The sequence below is a fragment of the Microbulbifer sp. A4B17 genome (genome assembly GCF_003076275.1).
Lineage (GTDB): Bacteria > Pseudomonadota > Gammaproteobacteria > Pseudomonadales > Cellvibrionaceae > Microbulbifer.
The window spans coordinates 4,014,568-4,034,149 of sequence record NZ_CP029064.1; the positions used below are offsets into that span (position 1 = coordinate 4,014,568).

The following is a 19,582-nucleotide window of genomic DNA, read 5'->3' on the forward strand; positions in this document are numbered from 1 at the left end:
ACTCGTAACATCGAAAGTACTGTCAGAAATTAATAAAAAGAAACGTGATTAACTGGAGGTTAAAAGCGAGATGATGAAAGGAGAAATGGGGAGAGGAATGTAAAAAAACACTTCCCTCTCCTACAAAGTATATTAACCTACCTTTTCTCCGTGAGCCTGTTTATCAGCGTGGTAGGAAGAGCGTACCAAGGGACCACAGGCCGCGTGCTTAAAGCCGATTTGCTCAGCGTAGCGGCGATATTCTTCAAACTCGTCCGGGTGAACGTAGCGCTGTACCGGTAAATGTTCTTTACTGGGCTGCAGATACTGGCCGATCGTGAGCATATCGATATCATGCTCGCGCATATCGTCCATCACCTGGAAAATTTCCTCTTTCTCTTCACCCAGGCCAACCATCAACCCGGACTTGGTCAGTACGTCAGGGCGGCGCTTTTTGTATTCCTGCAGAAGTTTTAAAGACCACTTGTAATTGGCACCGGGGCGAGACTCTTTATACAGGCGGGGTACAGTTTCCAGGTTGTGGTTAAACACATCTGGAGCTTCCTTTTCCAGGATATCCAGTGCTACATCCATACGGCCACGGAAATCTGGCGTGAGAATTTCCACCTGTAGGTTCGGGGATTGCGCTCTCGATTCACGAATACAGTTGGCAAAGTGCTCAGCGCCACCATCGCGTAAATCATCCCGGTCAACGGAGGTAATTACCACATAGCGCAAACTCATAGCAGCAATCGCATCTGCCAGGTTCTTTGGCTCTTCAGGATCGAGCGGGTTGGGCTTCCCGTGGCCCACATCGCAGAAAGGACAGCGACGGGTACAAATTTCCCCCATGATCATAAAGGTTGCGGTACCACCGCTAAAACACTCTCCCAAATTAGGGCAGCTCGCCTCTTCACAAACCGTTGACAATTTTTGTGAGCGGAGAATACTTTTAATGCGATCCACTTCTTTTGAAGCAGGAACCTTTACACGAATCCAGTCGGGCTTGCGCAGCAGGTTATCACTGGCAATCACCTTCACTGGAATACGCTCTACCTTATCACCGTCGCGGAGTTTCTCCCCCTGCTGGAGGCGGCGAGTGCGCTTAACGGGCACCAGATCAGGTTTATCAGCCATTACTTAATTCCTGCTGTTCTGCGCTCAGTTGCGCAAATACTTTTTCATCTATGGGTTGCCACTGGGCATCGGGCAACTGTAGGGTGCGAAGCAACTCCCGTACGAAAACTTCGGCAACCTGGCTCCAATTCGGAGCCGGCTCTAATATTTCCGCCATCTGCACCATCTGCATTTCAGCATAGCCACAGGGATTGATCCGTAGGAATGGGGCCAGATCCATATCGATATTGATGGCAATACCATGGAAGCTGCATCCCCGCCGTACCCGCAAACCAATAGAAGCGATTTTATTTCCCACACGGGGCCCTTCAGTGAGGTAGACCCCGGGCGCATCGGGCCTGGGTGCCGCTGCGACACCAAAGGTTTCCAGCATTGCCACCGTGGCGGTTTCCAGTGCAGTTACCAGATCCCGCACACCAATTTTTGCTCTGCGCAGGTCCAGTAGTGGATACACCACCAGTTGGCCGGGGCCGTGATAAGTCACCTGCCCCCCGCGGTCCACCTGTACTACCGGTATATCACCGGTATTGAGCAGATGCTCAGCTTTGCCCGCCTGGCCCTGGGTAAACACCGGTTCGTGCTCGACACACCAGATCTCATCGGCGCTGTCGTTATCGCGGGTATCGGTATAGCGAGACATGGCCCGCCAGACATTCTCGTAATCGCGCCGCGCCAAGTTGCGAACAATGGTCATCACAACACCATATGGACAGCGGGGTGCTGCTTCAATTCTTCAAATAACGCTTTCAGCTGCTCCTCCCCGGTGGCGAGGATAAAGAAAGTCATCGAGGTAAATTTGCCGGTACTGCTGTCCCGCAAAGTAACGCGCTCTTCGTCCAGACCGGGGGCATGGCGACGCATCACATCCAGAACAAATTCGTGCGCCTCATCATTGGCATCACGCACGACCTTGACCATGTAGTCTTTGCAGGGAAATTCAATTTTCGGGGCTTTTTGATTGGGATCTTGACTCATACCACTCTCCGGGGCCGGGCTGTTAGATATTGAGAAAAGCTTAGGCACAGCCGGGCGGCGATTATACAGCGGCTAAACAGTAGTGGACAGTGAGCAAAAGGGGAAGTGGACAGAGAGTGGGGAGAGATGGACAGGGATGGGAATCATTCCCATCCCTAAATCAGCAATTAGCTAAAAAAGCCCATTACAAAACGCTTGATGGAGTCCCACATACGCTTGAAGAAACCGGCACGTTCCACATCTTCAGCGGCAACCGCTTTAACGTCTGCAACAGTTTCACCATCCAGGGTCACAACAACTTTACCCACTGGCTGGCCCTTCTGCACCGGCGCCTCCAGCTCTCCATCCACAATCAGATCAGCCTTAATGCCCTCTTCACCACCGCGGGGAATAGTCACAAATACGTCTTTAGCGACAGCAATACCAACGCTAGGCTCCTGACCGCCCCAAACACGCTCGGTCTGCAGCTCTTCACCCTGGCCGTAGACCTTGTGGGTCTGGTAATAGCGGAAGCCGTAGGCCAGTAGTTTCTGAGTCTCGGAAGCGCGCTTTTCATCACTGTCGGTACCGACAACAATAGCAACCAGGCGCATGCCGCGCTTCATTGCTGACGCGACCAGGCAGTAACCCGCCTCTTCCGTATGGCCGGTCTTGATACCATCTACAGAGGAGTCGCGCCACAGCAGGCGATTGCGATTTGGCTGGTTAATACCGGAGTAGCTGAAGTACTTCTCGGAATAAATATCGTAGTGCTCAGGGTGATCCATAATCAGCGCGCGCGCCAATACACCCAGGTCGCGGGCAGTAGTCATATGCCCTTCCGCTGGCCAACCCGTGGCGTTGACAAAGTGGGTGTCTTCCATGCCCAGCAGCTCCGCCTGCTGGTTCATAACTTCAGCAAACACCTCTTCGCTACCGGAGACGTGCTCTGCCAGCGCGATACTCGCATCGTTACCAGACTGAATTATCACTCCGCGCATCAAGTCGATAACCGGTACCTGGTCACCCACTTTGACAAACATCTTCGACCCACCCTTGCGCCAGGCCTTCTCAGAGATGCGAACCATATCGCTCTCTTTGACACTGCCCTTGAGGATTTCCTCAGAGACGATATAAGCCGTCATCATTTTGGTCAGGCTGGCAGGGGGTACCTGGGTATCTGCTTCGTGCTCAACCAGCACTTGCCCAGTATTGGCATCCAAAAGGAGATAGGATTTTGCTGCCAATTGGGGCGGTGCGGGGATAAGAGATTGCGCCTGGGCCAGGCCCGCACATAACAACAGGAAAGAACAGGCGATAATCCGTGTGATCATAGGTGTATGTCTCGTCATTCCTCGTTTTCGTTGGCTATGGACTAACCTGCAACGAAGACTACAGGGTTAATCAGCGGCACCAAGGCTTGTCGCCAGACGCCGCCCATCATTACAAAATTACAAAATACAAGAAAAAACGCGTCAATGCGCACTATTTTGTGAACGGGTATTCAAATGACCGTCACTTTCGATATCAGTCATGGGGTTTCATGAGTATTTGCCACCCTGCCGTATTAATACCCAAAAGCCCTGAAATATTAATCGTAAACAACTTGTGGCTGTCCAAACCGCTTTTGTTCAACAGTTTCTCGCGCTGTTGCCAGAGCTCTCTGTTGAGTTAAAGGGCCGATACGAACCCGATAAAAAGTCTTGCCTCCACGCTGAACAGAACTAACGGCAACAGGATAGTCAATGGCTGCGGCCAACTGGGCTCGAATTTCCTGAGCCTGCACGGAGCTGCTATAGGCGCCTACCTGCAAGTAAGTATTGTCGGGCAACTTGATGGTCGTATCTTCCGCCAAACCAGCGGTGCCATCGCTATTGGCCAACACTTCATTGGCCGCCGGCAGCGAGGCCGGATCCAGCGCTTCTACTTCAACCCGAGCAATACCTTTATCAATGTACCCTAGCTTCTGTGCCGCAGTATAACTCAGGTCGATAATACGCCCGTGTACGAAGGGTCCCCGATCGTTCACCCGCACTATAATACTGCGACCATTGTCGAGATTGGTGACCTTGGCATAGCTGGGCAACGGCAGCGTTTTGTGAGCAGCGGACATGGCATACATATTGTAGACCTCGCCATTTGCTGTACGCCGACCGTGGAATTTTGTCCCGTACCAGGAAGCCTGCCCCACCTCTTTATAGCCTTTGACATCATCCCGTACACGGTAGGTGACGCCGTTGACCTTATATGGTGATTTATTGCCAGCATCGCCGATGGGCTCACGGACGGGGATAGGTTCGGGGGCGGCCTGCATATTTACCGGAGCAGAGGGACCGCTATCTTTGACGCTGTTAAAGTCCGGTTCTTTGGTATTTTTGCTTTTCTGTGGTTTTGGCTGCGGGCCACTACAGGCCGCTAACAACAGGACCGCCAGGGCCACTCCCCAACGCGCTTTGCACTGAAACATATTCCCCCCGGCGCGCGACAGTTGTTTGCCGCCGTCTCTAAGCCGCTATTATCTAAAACTGCTGAATAAGATAGAAAGTATCAGAACGCTGGCGGCACAAATGGTTCCATACCATTTGTGCCGAATTTAAAGGCGAACCAGATGCTGCCTCAGGACTTACCACCCCTCGCTTTAACAATCTCCTGGGCCAGGTCATTGACAGCCATAGCGTAGAGACGACTGCGATTGTAGCGGGTGATGGTTGCGAAGTTATTCAGGCCAAGCCAATACTGTTTCCCCTGCTCGGTTTGCAGGGAAAAAACGTTAGCCGGCATTTCCGGGGCCACCTGGCTGGTGGCATTAAAGCCTTTATCCGCCAACTCTCCAACCGTCCACTGCGGTTGTAGCGTATCGTTGACGATGGTCATATCCGCATTGGGGCGTGGGCTCGCCAGTACGGCCACTGGCTCTCCGGGCTTCCATCCGTGTTTGACGAAATAGTTAGCCACACTGCCGATAGCATCGGTAGGATTGTTCCAGATATCTGCCTTGCCATCTTCACTGAAGTCCACCGCGTAAGAACGATAGCTGGAAGGCATGAACTGCCCGTAACCCATAGCGCCAGCATAGGAGCCTTTGAGGGCCAGCGGGTCCATTCCCTGCTCGCGGGTCAAAAGCAGGTAATTCTCCAGCTCTTTAGTAAAAAACGCGGAACGACGGGGATAGTTAAATGCCAGGGTGGAAAGTGCATCCAGTACCCGATAACCGCCCATATTACCGCCGTATCGGGTTTCAATTCCGATGATGGCAACAATCATCTCTGCCGGTACACCGTATCTCTTTTCCGCTTCCGCCAGGGCCTCTGCATTTTGATCCCAGAAATCCACTCCACCGGCAATACTTTGCGGAGTGAGGAACATTTTGCGGTATTCGTGCCAGGGTTTAGCCTTTTCTGCGGGGCGCTTGATGGCCTTAAGAATGGAGTCCTTACGCTTGGCTTCACGCATTAAAGTCTGCATGTCTTCGCGGTTAAAATCGTGCTCCTGCACCATATAATCAACGAATTCCTGCGCCTGCCGATTGTTGGCATGCCCCGGTTCCTGCGCACAGGCGGCCAGGGCCAATCCCATCCCGATTAGTAATCCCGAGGTCCACTTCAAAACGACCGCTCCTGTCTTCATCTCGCGTCTCTAAATCCAGTTATTGTCCCTATGCATCGCCCACTAAAAGTGCACTCTGCGCCGCTCCGTGCCAACAGCCATCAATAGGCCAAAACCAGCCATCAATGTAATCAAGGATGTCCCGCCGTAACTAATCACTGGCAAAGGCACCCCCACTACCGGCAACAATCCTGTAACCATACCAATGTTTACAAATACATAGACAAAAAAAGTGAGGGTAATACTCCCCGCCAACAGTCGGCCAAATACGTGCTGGGCCATAAAGCTAATGTAAATGCCACGGGAAATAATCAGTACATATAGCAAAAGCAGCAACAGAGCGCCGCGCATGCCCCACTCCTCCGACAGCACCGCGATAATGAAATCGGTATGGCTCTCCGGCAGGAAGTCCAGCTGTGACTGGGTTCCCTGCAGGTAGCCTTTGCCATAAACACCACCGGAGCCGATAGCCGCTTTGGAGTTAAATATATTCCAACCTGCACCAAAACGGTCAACATCCGGGTTGAGCAAAGTCAAAATTCGCTGCCGCTGGTAGTCGTGAAGCCCCCAGTGCCAGATAGGATAGGCGGCCACCACCAGCGCCATCGCCGCCGCACCAATCATCTTCCAGCTCAAACCCGCCAGGTAGAGTGCAAATAGGCCCGAAGCGGCAATCAGGATTGAGGTCCCCAGATCTGGTTGGCGCACGATAAGGGCAGCGGGTATTGCTACGATTGCCAGAGCTCCCACCACCGTGGGCAGAGAGGGGGGCAAACGGCGTTGATGCAGATAAGCCGCCACCGCCATGGGAACACCGAGCTTCATGACTTCCGAGGGCTGGAAGCGGAATCCACCTATCTCCAGCCAACGCTGGGCACCCATAGCCTTGGTGCCAAAGAACAATACCCCAACCAGTAGCGCACACCCCGCCAAATAGGCCCAAGGGGACCAGCGCCGGTAAAAATCCAGGGGGATTTGCGCCACGATAAACATGCCCACAAAGGCCACGCACATAAAAATTGACTGGCGCCGTACATAGTTCATATCGCCGCCAGAGGCGCTGTACAACACCCCAAGTCCTACGGCTGCCAACACCAACAACAGCACCAATAGCGGTATATCGATGTGCAGGCGGCGTGAGAGACTGACCGGTTTGCGCAGACTGCCGTGGGCATCTGACAAACGGTGGGAGAAATCGCGACTAGCCATTGCCAGCCCCCTCGCTCAAATAAGTGGTATCCGCCGTCTTCTGCGGTTCCAACTGCGGGCGTGACATCCACTCCGCAAATAGCTCCCGCGCCACCGGCGCCGCTACCTTACCTCCGCCCTCGCCGTTCTCGACGAGCACCGAAACGGCGATACGGGGCTTATCCACAGGAGCGAAGGCCACAAACAGGGCGTGGTCTCGATGCCGCTCCTGCAAGGCCTCTGAGTCATAACGCTCCCCCTGGGCAATTCCAACCACCTGGGCGGTACCAGACTTACCCGCTACGCGGAAATCCAGGTCCTTACCGGCTCGTTTACCCGTGCCGGTACTGTGGTTGACCACAGCCTCCATCCCCTCAAACACCAGGTCCCAATGATCCGGACGGGCTTCGAGGTTATGCAGTATCTCTGGCGGCTGCTCTACCCCATCGATCGACTTGACCATCTGCGGGCGATAGTGGGTACCGCGGTTGGCAATCGTGGCAGTCATTACTGCAAGCTGCAGTGGCGTCGCCAGTACAAACCCCTGTCCCAGCACCGCATTTAAGCTGTCCCCGGGAAACCAGGGCATACCCCGGGCACCGCGCTTCCAATCTCTAGAGGGAAACAACCCGGAGCGCTCCATAGGCAAGTCGATTCCGGTCTTTGTCCCCAGGCCAAAGTGGGAGGCGATAGTGTGCATATCGTCAATGTCCCAGCGATGCGCCATATCCCAAAAGTAGACGTCACAACTCTGTGCCATGGCCTGTATCAGATCCACTTTCTCACCGTGCCCCCAGCGCACATGGTCACGGTAGATACGCGGGTCGTTGGGCAGCTTGTAAAAGCCGGGGTCCTTAACCGTACTCTCTCGGGTAATAATACCCGCCTGGAGCCCACCCAGCCCCATCAGCGGCTTTAAAGTAGAACCCGGTGGATACTGCCCCTGTACGGCACGATTAAACAGGGGTACATCGAGGGAGTCGCTAAGGGCTCGATAGTCCGCGAAGCTGATGCCAGTCACAAACAGGTTGGGATCAAAAGAGGGCTTGCTGACAAATGCCAGTACACCACCGCTGTTTACATCGATCGCAACTACTGCACCGCGACGATCACCAAGAGCATCGGAGGCCACCTGTTGCAGCCGTGCATCCAGATTGAGAACCAGGTCTGAACCGGGCCTGGGGTCCTGACGCTCCAGTACTCGTAAAACCCGGCCACGGGCATTAATTTCAACATTTTCATAACCGACCTCTCCGAGCAGAAGGTCCTCGTAGGAGCGCTCCAATCCCACCTTACCGATACTGCGGGTACCGCGATAGCGACGCACATCGTCTTCGGTAAAGTTACTCAGATCGCGGTCACTGATTCGCCCCACATAACCCACACTGTGGGCAAATAAGTCCCCGAGGGAGTAATAGCGCACCAGCTCCGCTTCCACCGACACCCCCGGCATACGGAATTGGTTAACACTGATCCGAGCGATCTCATCTTCGTTCAATCGAAATCGAATGGGCACCGGCTCATAGGGGCGTCGGCGTCTGAGGCGTTTCTGGAATTTGGTGACATCGCTTTCATCCAGTCGTACCAAATTACCGATCAGCTCCAGGGTGGCGTCCATATTGCGAACGCGCTCACGCACAATTGACAAGTTATAACTGGCGCGGTTATCCGCCAATAAAATACCGTTGCGGTCGTAGATTAATCCCCTGGTCGGCGCAACCGGGCGCACCTGGATTCGGTTTTCATCGGATTGGGTGCGGTAATCCTCGTAATTAACTACCTGCAGGTTATAGAAACGCGCAACGAGAACGCCCAGTAAGAAAACAACCCCCACAAGCGCCACCAACATACGATTGCGAAACAGTCGCTGCTCGGTATGGGGGTCCTTGAGGTGGTAATCGTGCGGCATCAGAATTTATTCGATGGTTTTTGACTGGCGTGCAAAAAATCTAATTTCCTACATTAACACAGGGCGAGTCAGGAGAGAGAACCGAGTCGGCAAATCTCTCCGCGACTTATCGCAAATATTTTATTTGTGATAGGGGTGGCCAGCCAATAATGTCCAGGCGCGATAAATTTGTTCAGCCAGAACCACCCTCACCAGCGGGTGCGGTAAGGTCAGTGGTGACAGGGACCAGCGCTGGCGCGCGCGGGCAAGGCAATCTTCGAATAAACCGTCGGGCCCGCCAATCAACAGGCTGACATTTTCCCCCAGCATTTGCCAATCGCTTAACTGCGTTGACAACTGCTCGGTGCTCCAGGGCTTGCCTTTCACATCGAGAGCCACCACGTGATCCCGCGGTCCCAAAGCGGCGAGCATCGCCTCGCCCTCTTTTTTTCGCGCTTTTTCAATCAGGGCGGCAGAACTCTTTTGACCCCGCTGACCGAGAGGAATTTCCACCATTTCCAGAGCAATTTCCCGGGGCAGGCGCTTAGCGTACTCGGCGTAGCCCTCCTGCACCCAAGCCGGCATTTTTCCACCGGCGGCCAGAATGCGGATTTTCACAGCAATTAACCCTGGTGTGGATCACTGCCATCGGCATCGTCACGGGTATTCGGAGTCATAGACCAGAGTTTTTCCAGGTCGTAGAAACCGCGAACATCGGCGAGCATTACATGAACAACCAGGTCGCCGTAATCCACCAGTACCCATTCCCCCTGCTCCACACCTTCAACACCAATGGGGCGAATACCTTCTTTTTTCAGCTCGTCTACAACGTTCTCTGCCAGGGACTTAACCTGGCGGCTGGAAGTACCAGTACAGATCAGCAGATTGTCCATTACATCTGAAAGTCCGGAAACATCCAGGGAAACAATATCCTTACCTTTCAAATCTTCCAGCGCATTGAGAGCGATATCTTTAATATTTGTCATAACACCTTGATTCATTGCGGGTCGCCCGAAGCAACCTCTGTATAAAGTCGATGATCTTCTATGTACTGCAACACAGTTGCGGGCAGTAAATAGCGTGGCGACTGGCCACTCTTAATTAATTCACGAATTTGCGTCGCGGAAATTGGCAGCATGGTCTGCTCCCGCAACAGCAGGCAACCACAAGCTCGGGAATGCAAGTCTGCAACCGTGCCCTGATGATTCTCCAGCAGTTCTGCCAGAGGGCCATGCTCTTCGCTATCGCGATCTGGCAGGTGCCAGCCTGGCCGTGTTACCACTACCAGATGTGCCAGCTCCAAGAGGCGCTCCCAGCGGTGCCAGCGGTGCAGACTCAACAGGGAGTCCAGCCCCATGCAGAAACTAATGGAGACTTCATCTCCCAGTTCACTGCGCAGTTCCTCCAGGGTATCCACCGTATAGGTGGCTCCGCCGCGGTGGAGCTCCCGCTCGTCCAGGCTTAATTCCTCACATCCCTCCAATGCCAGTGCCAGCATTTCACTGCGCTGGCGGGAAGACACACCGGGGGTCTGTCGGTGAGCAGGTTGATGACTCGGCAGCAAGCGCATCTCATCAAATTCGAGCACCTGTCGCAGCTCCAGCGCCATACGCAGGTGACCGAAGTGGATCGGGTCAAAGGTCCCGCCAAACAGGGCTAGTTTGTGCCTTTTGCTCGCCACTAATACCTCTCGCGCTCGCAGCCCCTTTGGGAAAAGTGGTTACTGACGGATATGGCCATCCCCGAACACAATCCATTTCTGCGAAGTGAGCCCTTCCAGGCCAACCGGGCCACGGGCGTGAATTTTATCAGTACTAATACCAATTTCCGCCCCCAAGCCGTACTCGAAACCGTCAGCAAAGCGGGTTGAGGCATTAATCATCACTGAGCTGGCATCCACAGCACTCATGAAGCGGCGGCTGCGACTGTAATCCTGGGTGACAATTGCCTCAGTGTGGCCGGATCCGTAACGGGCGATATGCTCCATGGCCGCGTCCATGTCCCCAACAACACGCACAGCGAGAACTGGGGCAAGGTATTCCTCACTCCAGTCATCTTCTGTCGCCGCTACACAGTGAGGAATGATTTCACGGGTGCGGTCACAACCGCGCAATTCAACCCCTTTTTCTTCGTAGGCACTAGCCAAGCGCGGCAGTATATCCGCCGCAACCATCTCGGCAACTAAAAGTGTCTCCATGGCGTTACAAACACCATAGCGATGAGTCTTGGCATTGAGGGCGATATCGAAAGCTTTGTCCAGGTCAGCCCGATCATCGATATACACATGACAAACACCGTGCAGGTGCTTGATCACCGGCACCCGGGCTTCGCGACTGACCCTTTCAATCAGGCCGGTTCCGCCCCTGGGTACAATCACATCCACATATTCCGGCATGGTGATCAGGGCACCCACCGCAGCGCGATCGGTAGTATCGACAACCTGGACAGCGGTTTCCGGCAATCCGGTTTCACACAGACCGGCAACAATGCAGGCGGCTATCGCTTTATTGGAGTGCAGTGCTTCACTGCCTCCGCGCAAAATTGTGGCATTGCCGGATTTGAGGCACAGGCTGGCAGCATCAATGGTCACATTGGGCCTGGACTCATAAATAATGCCCACCACCCCTAGGGGCACACGCATTTTGCCCACTTGAATACCACTGGGGCGGTAGCGTAAATCTTCAACTTCTCCCACCGGGTCGGGCAGCTCCGCAACCTGCACTAAGCCCTCAATCATACCGTCGATACGAGCGTCGTTAAGCTCCAGGCGATCGAGTAGTGCAGCATCCAGGCCGCGCTCGCGACCCGCCTGCATATCCAATGCATTGGCCTCCAGCAAAGACGCCCGCTGTGACTCTAGCTGGGCAGCGATGGCTTTGAGAGCATTATTTTTGGTGGAGGTATCCGCGGCAGCTATTTGTTTAGCTGCGGCACGGGCGGCGCGCCCCATTTGTTCGAGCTTGGCGCGAGTGGATTGCTGATCAGCGGTGTCTATGGCGGTCACTTGGCTCTCCGTGCAAAATCCGGTCGGCCGCGCAGTATAACCCAGCGAGACCCGGTTGAAAGTGCCGATTGCCGGGCCACACAGCTTTGTAGAAGGCTAATCCCGAGTCCAACGGTCCAGGTTCTCAGCGATGGTGGCGAGCCGCACGAGAGGATCTTCCACTGCCAACAGGTCTGTACGCACCTTATCCTCCAGCGGCAGAAGCTGCGCCAGCTGCCATGAGAGTGAGTCAGCGGATTCCACCGGCTCAAATTTAAGTGATAGCGACTGCGCCCGTTCCTTCAACTCTTCCAACACCGACAGGAGGCCATCGCAATCAGCCGGAATCGGCTTTTCATCTTCATCTGGTATCCATTCCACGTCCCCCAGAAGCAGATCATCTTCTGCGCGACGGGTGTGGACAATACGAAAGCGGCGCCGGCCTTTCACCTCCACATGCAGCAGCCCCCCTTCACCCTGCCCCCAGTCGACGATATCGACATAAACACCGAGAGGCCATACAGAGGCTCGCCCCACTTCGCCCCCGGAGCGTATCAATACAATGCCAAAGCCACTGTTGGTTTTCATGGACTCACTGACAAGGTGAATATAGCGCTGCTCAAAAATCCGCAGGGGCAAGGTCACACCGGGGTATAGAGGGACACTGAGGGGAAATAGAGGTATCTGTTGCAAAGTCATCACTCATTATTTTTGATGTGTTCTAAAGATACCATCGCCAGAGGTTACCCTGCGGCAGGATAAGAAACTTTTTACCGCCAATCCGTTGGATTGGGAGCAACTTTTTCTGCCTGCGGGAAATTGTCGCTGGCAAGCCCAACACCCAGCCTATAAGCTGCTGCGGTAAATTGACCAAACGGAGATTTTTCATGCCTACAGCAACCGCTCGCCATATCCTGGTTGAAAGTGAACAGCAGTGCCAGGACCTGAAACAGCAAATCGAGAACGGCGCTGACTTCGGTAAAATTGCCGAGCAGTACTCCCAGTGCCCCTCTAGCCGTTCCGGCGGTGACCTGGGCTCTTTCAGCAAGGGGATGATGGTTCCCGAATTTGACAAGGTCGTATTTTCCGAAGAGCTGCACAAGGTGCATGGCCCAGTCAAAACCCAGTTTGGCTACCACCTGCTGGAAATCACCAGCCGCCAGGACTAAGTCCCCGCTAGATAAGCAGACATGAAAAAGCCGGGGTTATCCCGGCTTTTTTATACTCAAAATTCCTTCGATTCAGGCGCTGGGCGCCTCCTGCATCGGCACCTCCGGCTCAACTTCATCAGCTCGTCTCTGACGACCGAGCGGCTTGAACATCACCAGCAACAGTGGCAGAAGGGTCAGGGAACCCAGCAAAGCGGCGGACATCGCCAGTGCGGTGAGCAGGCCGAAATAGATCGACGGAACAAACTTTGACAGCGCCAAAATTGAGAAACCGACAATAATCGTGATAGCGGTGTAGAACATGGCGCGGCCGATAGTCGCATGACTGCGGTGCATGGTCGCCAGATAATTACCGTCTTTGGCAAACTCGGCGCGGAACCGATACAGGTAGTGAATCGCATGATCCACACCGATACCCACGGTAATCGCGGCGATAGTGATCGTCATCATATCCAGCGGAATACCCGCGAGCCCCATACCACCAAGTACCACACAGGCCGCCAGCATATTTGGCACCAGTGCAATCAGAGCAATCCACAGAGAGCGGAACAGCACCAGGAACATCAACAGGATGCCAACAAAGACGGCACCCAGGGTCAGGATCTGGGACTTAAACAGGCTCTGTAACATATTGTTGTACAGAACCAACAGGCCGGTCTGATGAACATTCTCTGGAGCAATACCCATCTCATTGTGAGCGTAGTTGTAGATGCGCTGGATCAGCTCATCGCGACGCAGGGTGGGGTCTGTCTCCATCACTCGTAAGGTGATACGAGCCTGGTTGTTCTCCGCAGATAGATAGGGATCAACCAGGACAGAGCGGATTTCGGCCGGCAGGCTGGTATTGGCCACCGCCAACTCAAAGTCATTGAGGGGACCGCCATTCAGATCCACGGCAACTTTATACAGGGTCGCCAGAGATTGAACCTTACCTATCTCCGGCTGTTGCTCCAGGTAATCGTGCAGTTGCTCCAGCTTTGTCAAACCGGCAACCGTAAACCAGTAGCTCTGCTCCGCAGACTCCTCTTCGCTACCAAATGGATCATCGGAGGCAAAGGGGTCCTCCTCTACAGCGAAGGGATCTTCCTCTGCTTCCATAGCGAAGGGGTCTTCTTCTCCCTCGAAAGCCGCCTCCTGCTCCTCGGGCTGATCCAGGATAATATCCAGAGTCACAGTGCCACCCAAGCGGCGGTCGATCACCAGCATGCCCTGATAAATTTCCGTGGAATCATCGAAGTAATCGATAAAGCGGTTTTCCACTTTCAGCTGGGATATGCCCACCACACTCACGACGGCTGCCAGCAGTGAAATACCTAGCACCACAAACTTGTGGCGCTCGGCAAAGCGGGAAAATTGCAGGGTAAATGCGTGGGAGTTATCTTCACTCACACTGCCCACGCGCTTCGGCAGCACCATCAGGAAACTGGGAATAATCAGGAACGACAGCAGCAGAGCCACGGTCACACCCATAGTCATCATCCAGCCAAAATCGATAACCGGGCGAATGCCGCTCACCACCAGGGACACAAAAGCCACGATGGTGGTCAGTGCGGTATACAGGCAGGGCTTGGCCATAAAGCGCACTGTCTGCAATACCAGTTTTTCAAGGTCCCAATCCGGGTTCTGGGCAATATATTCCCGGTAGCGCACCGCCAGGTGGATGGTGATTGCCAAGGTAATGATTAACAGCAGTGCGACAAAATTGGCCGAGATCACTGTCAGTCGCCAGTCCAGCCAGCCGAGTAGCCCCAGCATCACCACCGCAGTAGTAACACAAGTCATCAGCGGCAACAGCACCCAGCGCGGCTGACGGAAAATCAGCAACAGCGTAATCACGATAAAAGCGAGAATTCCCACACCGAACACCAGCAGGTCGCTTTTAATAAACGAAATCATATCGGCGGTAATCATGGTGACACCACCGAGGAAAAGCTCCGCTTCACCGTTGTAGCCAGCCAGGATTGCGCGCACGGTATCGACTCTTTGGTGGGCAACTTTTTCTTGCTCAGTACGGTGGGCCAGATAGACGGCGCTGATCTCCTCCAGGCGAACGGCCTCTTCAGGGGTCAATCCCTCAGTATTGCGCTTGCTGCGCAGAGCATCCCGCTCACGCACCATCTCGATGCCGCGGCTATCCAGTTTCAGGTTCGCCAGTATGGCCGTCGTCTGCCCGTCCGGGCTCAGGATCAACTCCCGATAAATCGGGCTGGAAAGGAACTCTTGCCGGGCCATATCCCGGTCGACATCGGGCCTGGAGAGCGTGCGCACCTCATCACTGATATCGGTGAGAACCAGCTTGGGGCTGTACAGCAGTGGGACATCGAGAATGCTCTGCACACTGGACACGCCATCTACCTTGGCCAATTCATCCCGCAACTTGCCCAGGGTTTCCAGGGACGCATCACTGAACAGGTCCCCAGTCTTGGAGCGGTAAGTAACAACCAGGAAATCGCCACTGGCATAGCGCTCGGAAATCTCGCGGAAATAATCCAGGGATTTATCAGCTTCCAGAGTGAGGGAATCGGCGGAGGCGTCGATCTTCAGGCGGGACAATCCAAGGGCTGCCAGCAGGGTTAACAGGCCGATAACCACCAACACCGCAGCGGGCCGCTTGGTCACCAAGTATTCATAAGACTTCTGTAAAGCTGACAGCATAAATTTCCGCTTCTTTCCAAACTAAAAACTGGCCGCATTGCGGCGTGCATATTGTTCGCCTATGCGATGAATTAGCAAACCTAAAATTTGCCATCGCACCGTTTTATTGGAACTTTTTTCAGGGATTGTCGATATGCCCCAGGTCGCGCTCGGGAAACAGGGTGTCCCTTACGCGACGTTTGAGCTCCTTGGCACCGGGAAAGCCGCCGTCGCGCTTGCGTTCCCAGATCAAAATTTCGCCAATCCGAATCTCGAATACTCCCCCAGTACCCGGTTGCAATGCAACCTGATTGAGGTCATCGGCGAAAGTGTGCAGCAATTCTTGGGCCATCCAGGTGGCTCGCAACATCCAGTTGCACTGCACGCAATAGTGAATAGTAATACTCGGTTTTAACCCATTACCCATCCTGGTCTCCCCAGCTGGGCAACAGTTTCTGTTCTATGCCCAGTTGGTCGAGCAGTCGCGCCACCACAAAGTCCACAATATCCTCCACCGAGTTCGGTTTCTGGTAAAAGCCCGGGCTGGCCGGCAGGATCATGGCCCCCATGCGGGTGAGCTTCAGCATATTTTCCAGGTGAATCTCGGAGTAAGGCGCCTCGCGGGGAACAAGAATTAGCTGGCGGCGCTCTTTCAGAGCTACATCTGCAGCCCGCTCAATCAGGTTATTCGATGCTCCGCAGGCCACCGCAGACAGGGTGCCACCACTTGCCGGGCAGATCACCATACTGGCTGGCGCCCCGGTTCCAGAAGCCACCGGGGAAAACCAATCGCGTTTGCTGAACAAGGTCAGCTGGCCTTCCTGCGCAGCAAAACGATCGGCGAGGAAATTCTGCAACTCGCGTTCATCGCCCTCCGGCAATTGCATATCAGTTTCGGTGTTGATGACCACCTGAGCCGCCTCAGACAGCAGCAGCCATACGCGCACATTCGAAGCCAGCAGGCATTGAAGCAGGCGTAAACCATACTGGGCACCGGAAGCCCCGGTCATGGCCAGGGTTACGGTCTTCTCGAAAGAGGATTGATGCAAAGTCGATACCTTATTAAGCCCTGCGAGCACGGGACTACAGGGAGCACTAGTTTTCTGACTTACAGATCGTATTTCTGTTCCAGGGCACCGATCAGGCGTTGGTGAATACCGCCAAAGCCGCCGTTGCTCATCACAACGATATGGCTGCCGGAATCGGCCAGTTGCAACACAGATTCCACACCGTCTTCAATCGAACCAAAAGTTTTGGCCGGCACCGATGAGTGGTGGGCGACGTCCTCCAGGGACCAGTTAACTCCCTCCGGCTGATACCAGAGCACCATATCGGCCCCGGAGCAGGAGTCGGCCAGCTTGCCCTGGTGCACTCCCATACGCATGGTATTGGAACGCGGTTCAATCAAGGCAATGATTTTGTCTTCCCCTACCTTCGCTCGCAGGCCATTGAGGGTGGATTCAATCGCGGTGGGGTGGTGGGCAAAATCATCGTAGACACGAATGCCGGCCACTTCTCCCAGGCACTCCATACGGCGTTTAACCCCCTGGAAGCGCCCGAGGGCCGCGGAACTCAAATCTGGGGTGACACCCACATGCCGCGCCGCAGCCATAGCCGCGAGGCCATTTTGTACATTGTGTTGTCCGGTCAGGTTCCACTCGACTCGAGCTACGGCTTCACCTTCAAATTGAACCGTAAAACTGCTGCCATCGGCGGCAATATCCACTGCACACCAGTCTCCAAGCTGCACACCATCACTGCTAACCCGCTGTACTTGGCTCCAGCAACCTTTGTCCAACACCTGCTCTACGTTCTCTTCCGCAGAGGCTACGATCAAGCCGCTGGCGGGCACTGTACGCACCAGATGGTGGAACTGTTTCTGAATGGCCGCGAGGTCCTCAAAGATATCCGCGTGATCAAATTCGAGGTTGTTGATAATCACAGTGCGCGGGCGGTAGTGCACGAACTTGGAGCGCTTGTCAAAAAAGGCAGTGTCATACTCATCCGCCTCGACAATAAAGAAGGGAGATTCTCCCAAACGAGCAGAGACGCCAAAATTAGCCGGAACCCCACCAATCAGGAAGCCCGGCTGCATATCTGCCGCTTCCAGAATCCAGGCCAGCATACTGGCGGTGGTGGTTTTGCCGTGGGTCCCTGAAACCGCCAATACCCAGCGGCCACCCAGGAAATGATCGCACAACCACTGAGCGCCGGAGGTATAAGCCAACCCTTTTTCCAGCACCGCCTCTACTGCCGGATTTCCCCGGGACATGGCATTGCCAATAATTACCAGGTCAGGGGCGGGCTCCAGCTGTGCGGGATCATAGCCCTCGGTAATTTGGATACCCGCCTGTTGCAACTGGGTGCTCATAGGTGGATAAACATTGGCGTCACTGCCGGTTACGCGGTGCCCTTCCGCCACCGCCAGTTGGGCCAAACTGCCCATAAATGTGCCGCAAATACCTAAAATATGAATATGCATAGCGGAAAAATGTACTCCTACGGGTTGCGGCGCAAGCTTAACATGGCAAATCGAGCCAGTAATTGCCAAATACCCCAGTTACCATGCAATTTACTCGCTATTCCATTAGACTCCGCCCCCGCATTGGTCGGCCTCATCCCCGGTACGGTGGTAGGAACTTTCCCGAAAGGGTCGACACCCGATACGAGCTCCCGGTTATCCCCACTGGCACAAATGTTTAGAACTAGATGCGAGGCGGACTACCGGATCGGGATACTTCTCTATATCTCTATAAGCACAGGATAACCATGTCGAAAAAGAACGCCTTTTATGCGCAGTCCGGTGGCGTTACCGCCGTGATCAACGCATCCGCCTGCGGCGTAATTGAAGCTGCGCGTGAAAACCCGGACCAGATTGGCAATGTCTACGCAGGGCTAAACGGTATTCTCGGCGCACTCCGCGAGGAACTGATCGACGTGAGCCAGGAGAGCGCAGAGGATATTGCTGCACTGCGCCACACCCCCTCCGGTGCCTTTGGTTCCTGCCGCTATAAACTGAAAAGTCTGGAAGATAACCGCGCAGAATACGAGCGCCTGATCGAAGTCTTCAAGGCGCACAATATTGGCTACTTCTTTTACAACGGTGGTGGCGACTCCGCAGACACCTGCCTGAAAATATCCCAACTATCCGAGACCATGGGTTATCCAATCCAGGCCATCCATATCCCCAAAACTGTGGATAACGACCTGCCCCTGACCGACAGCTGCCCGGGATTTGGCTCCGTTGCTAAATATGTTGCTGTGTCCACGAAGGAAGCGGCAATGGACGTAGCCTCCATGTGCGCCACTTCCACCAAAGTATTTATTCTCGAGGTGATGGGCCGTCACGCAGGCTGGATTGCCGCTGCCGGCGCTCTGGCCCAGGAGCAGGAAGGCGATGCCCCCCACATCATCCTGTTCCCGGAAATCGCTTTCGATAAAGAGAAGTTCCTCGCCAAGGTACAAAAGACCGTAGACGAGAAAGGCTACTGCGTTATCGTCGCCTCCGAAGGCGCCCAATACGAAGACGGCACCTTCCTCGCCGATGCCGGCACCACCGATGCCTTTGGCCACAAGCAGCTGGGCGGTGTTGCACCGACCCTGGCCAACATGATCAAAAGCGAACTCGGCCTCAAATACCACTGGGCCTTGGCAGATTATCTCCAGCGCGCCGCCCGCCATATCGCTTCTGCTACCGACGTTGAGCAAGCCTACGCCGTAGGTCGCGCCGCGGTGGAAATGGCTGTAGCAGGCAAAAATGCCATTATGCCAGCCATTATTCGCGCAGAAGGTGAAGAGTACAGCTGGTCCATCGCAGAGGCACCACTGTCTGAAGTCGCCAACGTAGAAAAGTTTATGCCGCGCGAATATATCAGTGAAGACGGCTTTGGTATCACCGAAGAGGGACGCAAGTACCTGCTGCCATTAATTCAAGGCGAGGACTACCCTCCCTACAAAAATGGCATCCCTCAGCACACCACCCTGAAAAAGCAGCTGGTGGAAAAGAAGCTGGGTACCGATTTCGAAGCTTAATAGAAACGGTTG

The 19,582-nt window shown here is 54.4% G+C and carries 19 protein-coding genes; 2 read left to right on the plus strand and 17 right to left on the minus strand.

Going from position 1 to position 19,582, the window contains the following annotated elements; genetic code table 11:
- Positions 1 to 132: 132 nt before the first annotated feature.
- The 13 genes from lipA to BTJ40_RS17715 all read right to left on the minus strand — a co-directional run bounded on the left by lipA (position 133) and on the right by BTJ40_RS17715 (position 12,428).
- Positions 133 to 1,116 (minus strand): lipoyl synthase, encoded by a 984-nt coding sequence (gene lipA, locus BTJ40_RS17655; RefSeq protein WP_108734311.1) that lies wholly within the window; start codon positions 1,114 to 1,116, stop codon positions 133 to 135.
- Positions 1,109 to 1,810, minus strand: coding sequence for a lipoyl(octanoyl) transferase LipB (gene lipB / locus BTJ40_RS17660; RefSeq protein WP_108734312.1), 702 nt, complete (start codon positions 1,808 to 1,810; stop codon positions 1,109 to 1,111). The genes lipA and lipB overlap by 8 nt, the downstream gene beginning before the upstream one ends.
- Positions 1,810 to 2,091 carry a YbeD family protein gene (locus tag BTJ40_RS17665; protein WP_108734313.1) on the minus strand — a complete coding sequence of 94 codons (282 nt, stop codon included), beginning with the start codon at positions 2,089 to 2,091 and terminating at the stop codon, positions 1,810 to 1,812. Before BTJ40_RS17665 ends, lipB begins: the two co-directional genes overlap by 1 nt.
- Positions 2,092 to 2,258: 167 nt before the next feature.
- Complete coding sequence (locus BTJ40_RS17670; RefSeq protein WP_108734314.1) at positions 2,259 to 3,404, minus strand: D-alanyl-D-alanine carboxypeptidase family protein; 1,146 nt, start codon at positions 3,402 to 3,404, stop codon at positions 2,259 to 2,261.
- A gap of 257 nt (positions 3,405 to 3,661) precedes the next feature.
- On the minus strand, positions 3,662 to 4,537 hold the full coding sequence (locus BTJ40_RS17675) for a septal ring lytic transglycosylase RlpA family protein (protein WP_108734315.1): 876 nt from the start codon (positions 4,535 to 4,537) through the stop codon (positions 3,662 to 3,664).
- Positions 4,538 to 4,686: 149 nt separating this feature from the next.
- Positions 4,687 to 5,697 carry a lytic murein transglycosylase B gene (gene mltB / locus BTJ40_RS17680; protein WP_108734316.1) on the minus strand — a complete coding sequence of 337 codons (1,011 nt, stop codon included), beginning with the start codon at positions 5,695 to 5,697 and terminating at the stop codon, positions 4,687 to 4,689.
- 42 nt (positions 5,698 to 5,739) lie between these two features.
- Positions 5,740 to 6,885, minus strand: a complete 1,146-nt coding sequence (gene rodA, locus BTJ40_RS17685; RefSeq protein ID WP_108734317.1) for a rod shape-determining protein RodA — start codon at positions 6,883 to 6,885, stop codon at positions 5,740 to 5,742.
- Positions 6,878 to 8,773 carry a penicillin-binding protein 2 gene (gene mrdA / locus BTJ40_RS17690; RefSeq protein ID WP_157954144.1) on the minus strand — a complete coding sequence of 632 codons (1,896 nt, stop codon included), beginning with the start codon at positions 8,771 to 8,773 and terminating at the stop codon, positions 6,878 to 6,880. Before mrdA ends, rodA begins: the two co-directional genes overlap by 8 nt.
- Positions 8,774 to 8,893: 120 nt before the next feature.
- Complete coding sequence (rlmH, locus tag BTJ40_RS17695) at positions 8,894 to 9,370, minus strand: 23S rRNA (pseudouridine(1915)-N(3))-methyltransferase RlmH (RefSeq protein WP_108734318.1); 477 nt, start codon at positions 9,368 to 9,370, stop codon at positions 8,894 to 8,896.
- A gap of 5 nt (positions 9,371 to 9,375) precedes the next feature.
- Positions 9,376 to 9,753, minus strand: coding sequence for a ribosome silencing factor (gene rsfS, locus BTJ40_RS17700; RefSeq protein ID WP_238152049.1), 378 nt, complete (start codon positions 9,751 to 9,753; stop codon positions 9,376 to 9,378).
- A complete protein-coding gene (gene nadD / locus BTJ40_RS17705; RefSeq protein ID WP_108734319.1) occupies positions 9,750 to 10,433 on the minus strand; it encodes a nicotinate-nucleotide adenylyltransferase in 684 nt (227 codons plus the stop codon). The genes rsfS and nadD overlap by 4 nt, the downstream gene beginning before the upstream one ends.
- Positions 10,434 to 10,472: 39 nt before the next feature.
- Positions 10,473 to 11,756 (minus strand): glutamate-5-semialdehyde dehydrogenase, encoded by a 1,284-nt coding sequence (locus BTJ40_RS17710; RefSeq protein WP_108734320.1) that lies wholly within the window; start codon positions 11,754 to 11,756, stop codon positions 10,473 to 10,475.
- A gap of 96 nt (positions 11,757 to 11,852) precedes the next feature.
- Positions 11,853 to 12,428, minus strand: a complete 576-nt coding sequence (locus tag BTJ40_RS17715; RefSeq protein WP_108735336.1) for an LON peptidase substrate-binding domain-containing protein — start codon at positions 12,426 to 12,428, stop codon at positions 11,853 to 11,855.
- 194 nt (positions 12,429 to 12,622) lie between these two features.
- On the opposite strand from BTJ40_RS17715, the gene BTJ40_RS17720 reads away from it, so the two are divergent.
- Positions 12,623 to 12,904: a peptidylprolyl isomerase gene (locus BTJ40_RS17720; RefSeq protein ID WP_108734321.1), complete on the plus strand. Its 282-nt coding sequence runs from the start codon at positions 12,623 to 12,625 to the stop codon at positions 12,902 to 12,904.
- A gap of 72 nt (positions 12,905 to 12,976) precedes the next feature.
- On the opposite strand, the gene BTJ40_RS17725 is transcribed toward BTJ40_RS17720, so the two are convergent.
- From BTJ40_RS17725 to mpl, 4 genes are all read right to left on the minus strand, one after another.
- Positions 12,977 to 15,559, minus strand: a complete 2,583-nt coding sequence (locus BTJ40_RS17725; RefSeq protein ID WP_108734322.1) for an RND family transporter — start codon at positions 15,557 to 15,559, stop codon at positions 12,977 to 12,979.
- A gap of 118 nt (positions 15,560 to 15,677) precedes the next feature.
- Entirely contained in the window at positions 15,678 to 15,965 is a 288-nt protein-coding gene (locus BTJ40_RS17730; RefSeq protein WP_108734323.1) for a SelT/SelW/SelH family protein, read from the minus strand.
- Positions 15,958 to 16,548 carry a flavin prenyltransferase UbiX gene (locus BTJ40_RS17735; protein WP_238152228.1) on the minus strand — a complete coding sequence of 197 codons (591 nt, stop codon included), beginning with the start codon at positions 16,546 to 16,548 and terminating at the stop codon, positions 15,958 to 15,960. The genes BTJ40_RS17730 and BTJ40_RS17735 overlap by 8 nt, the downstream gene beginning before the upstream one ends.
- A 98-nt stretch (positions 16,549 to 16,646) precedes the next feature.
- Complete coding sequence (gene mpl, locus BTJ40_RS17740) at positions 16,647 to 18,020, minus strand: UDP-N-acetylmuramate:L-alanyl-gamma-D-glutamyl-meso-diaminopimelate ligase (RefSeq protein ID WP_108734324.1); 1,374 nt, start codon at positions 18,018 to 18,020, stop codon at positions 16,647 to 16,649.
- Between the two features lie 287 nt (positions 18,021 to 18,307).
- Between mpl and BTJ40_RS17745 the strand changes: the two genes are divergently transcribed.
- Positions 18,308 to 19,570: a 6-phosphofructokinase gene (locus tag BTJ40_RS17745; RefSeq protein ID WP_108734325.1), complete on the plus strand. Its 1,263-nt coding sequence runs from the start codon at positions 18,308 to 18,310 to the stop codon at positions 19,568 to 19,570.
- Positions 19,571 to 19,582: the final 12 nt, after the last annotated feature.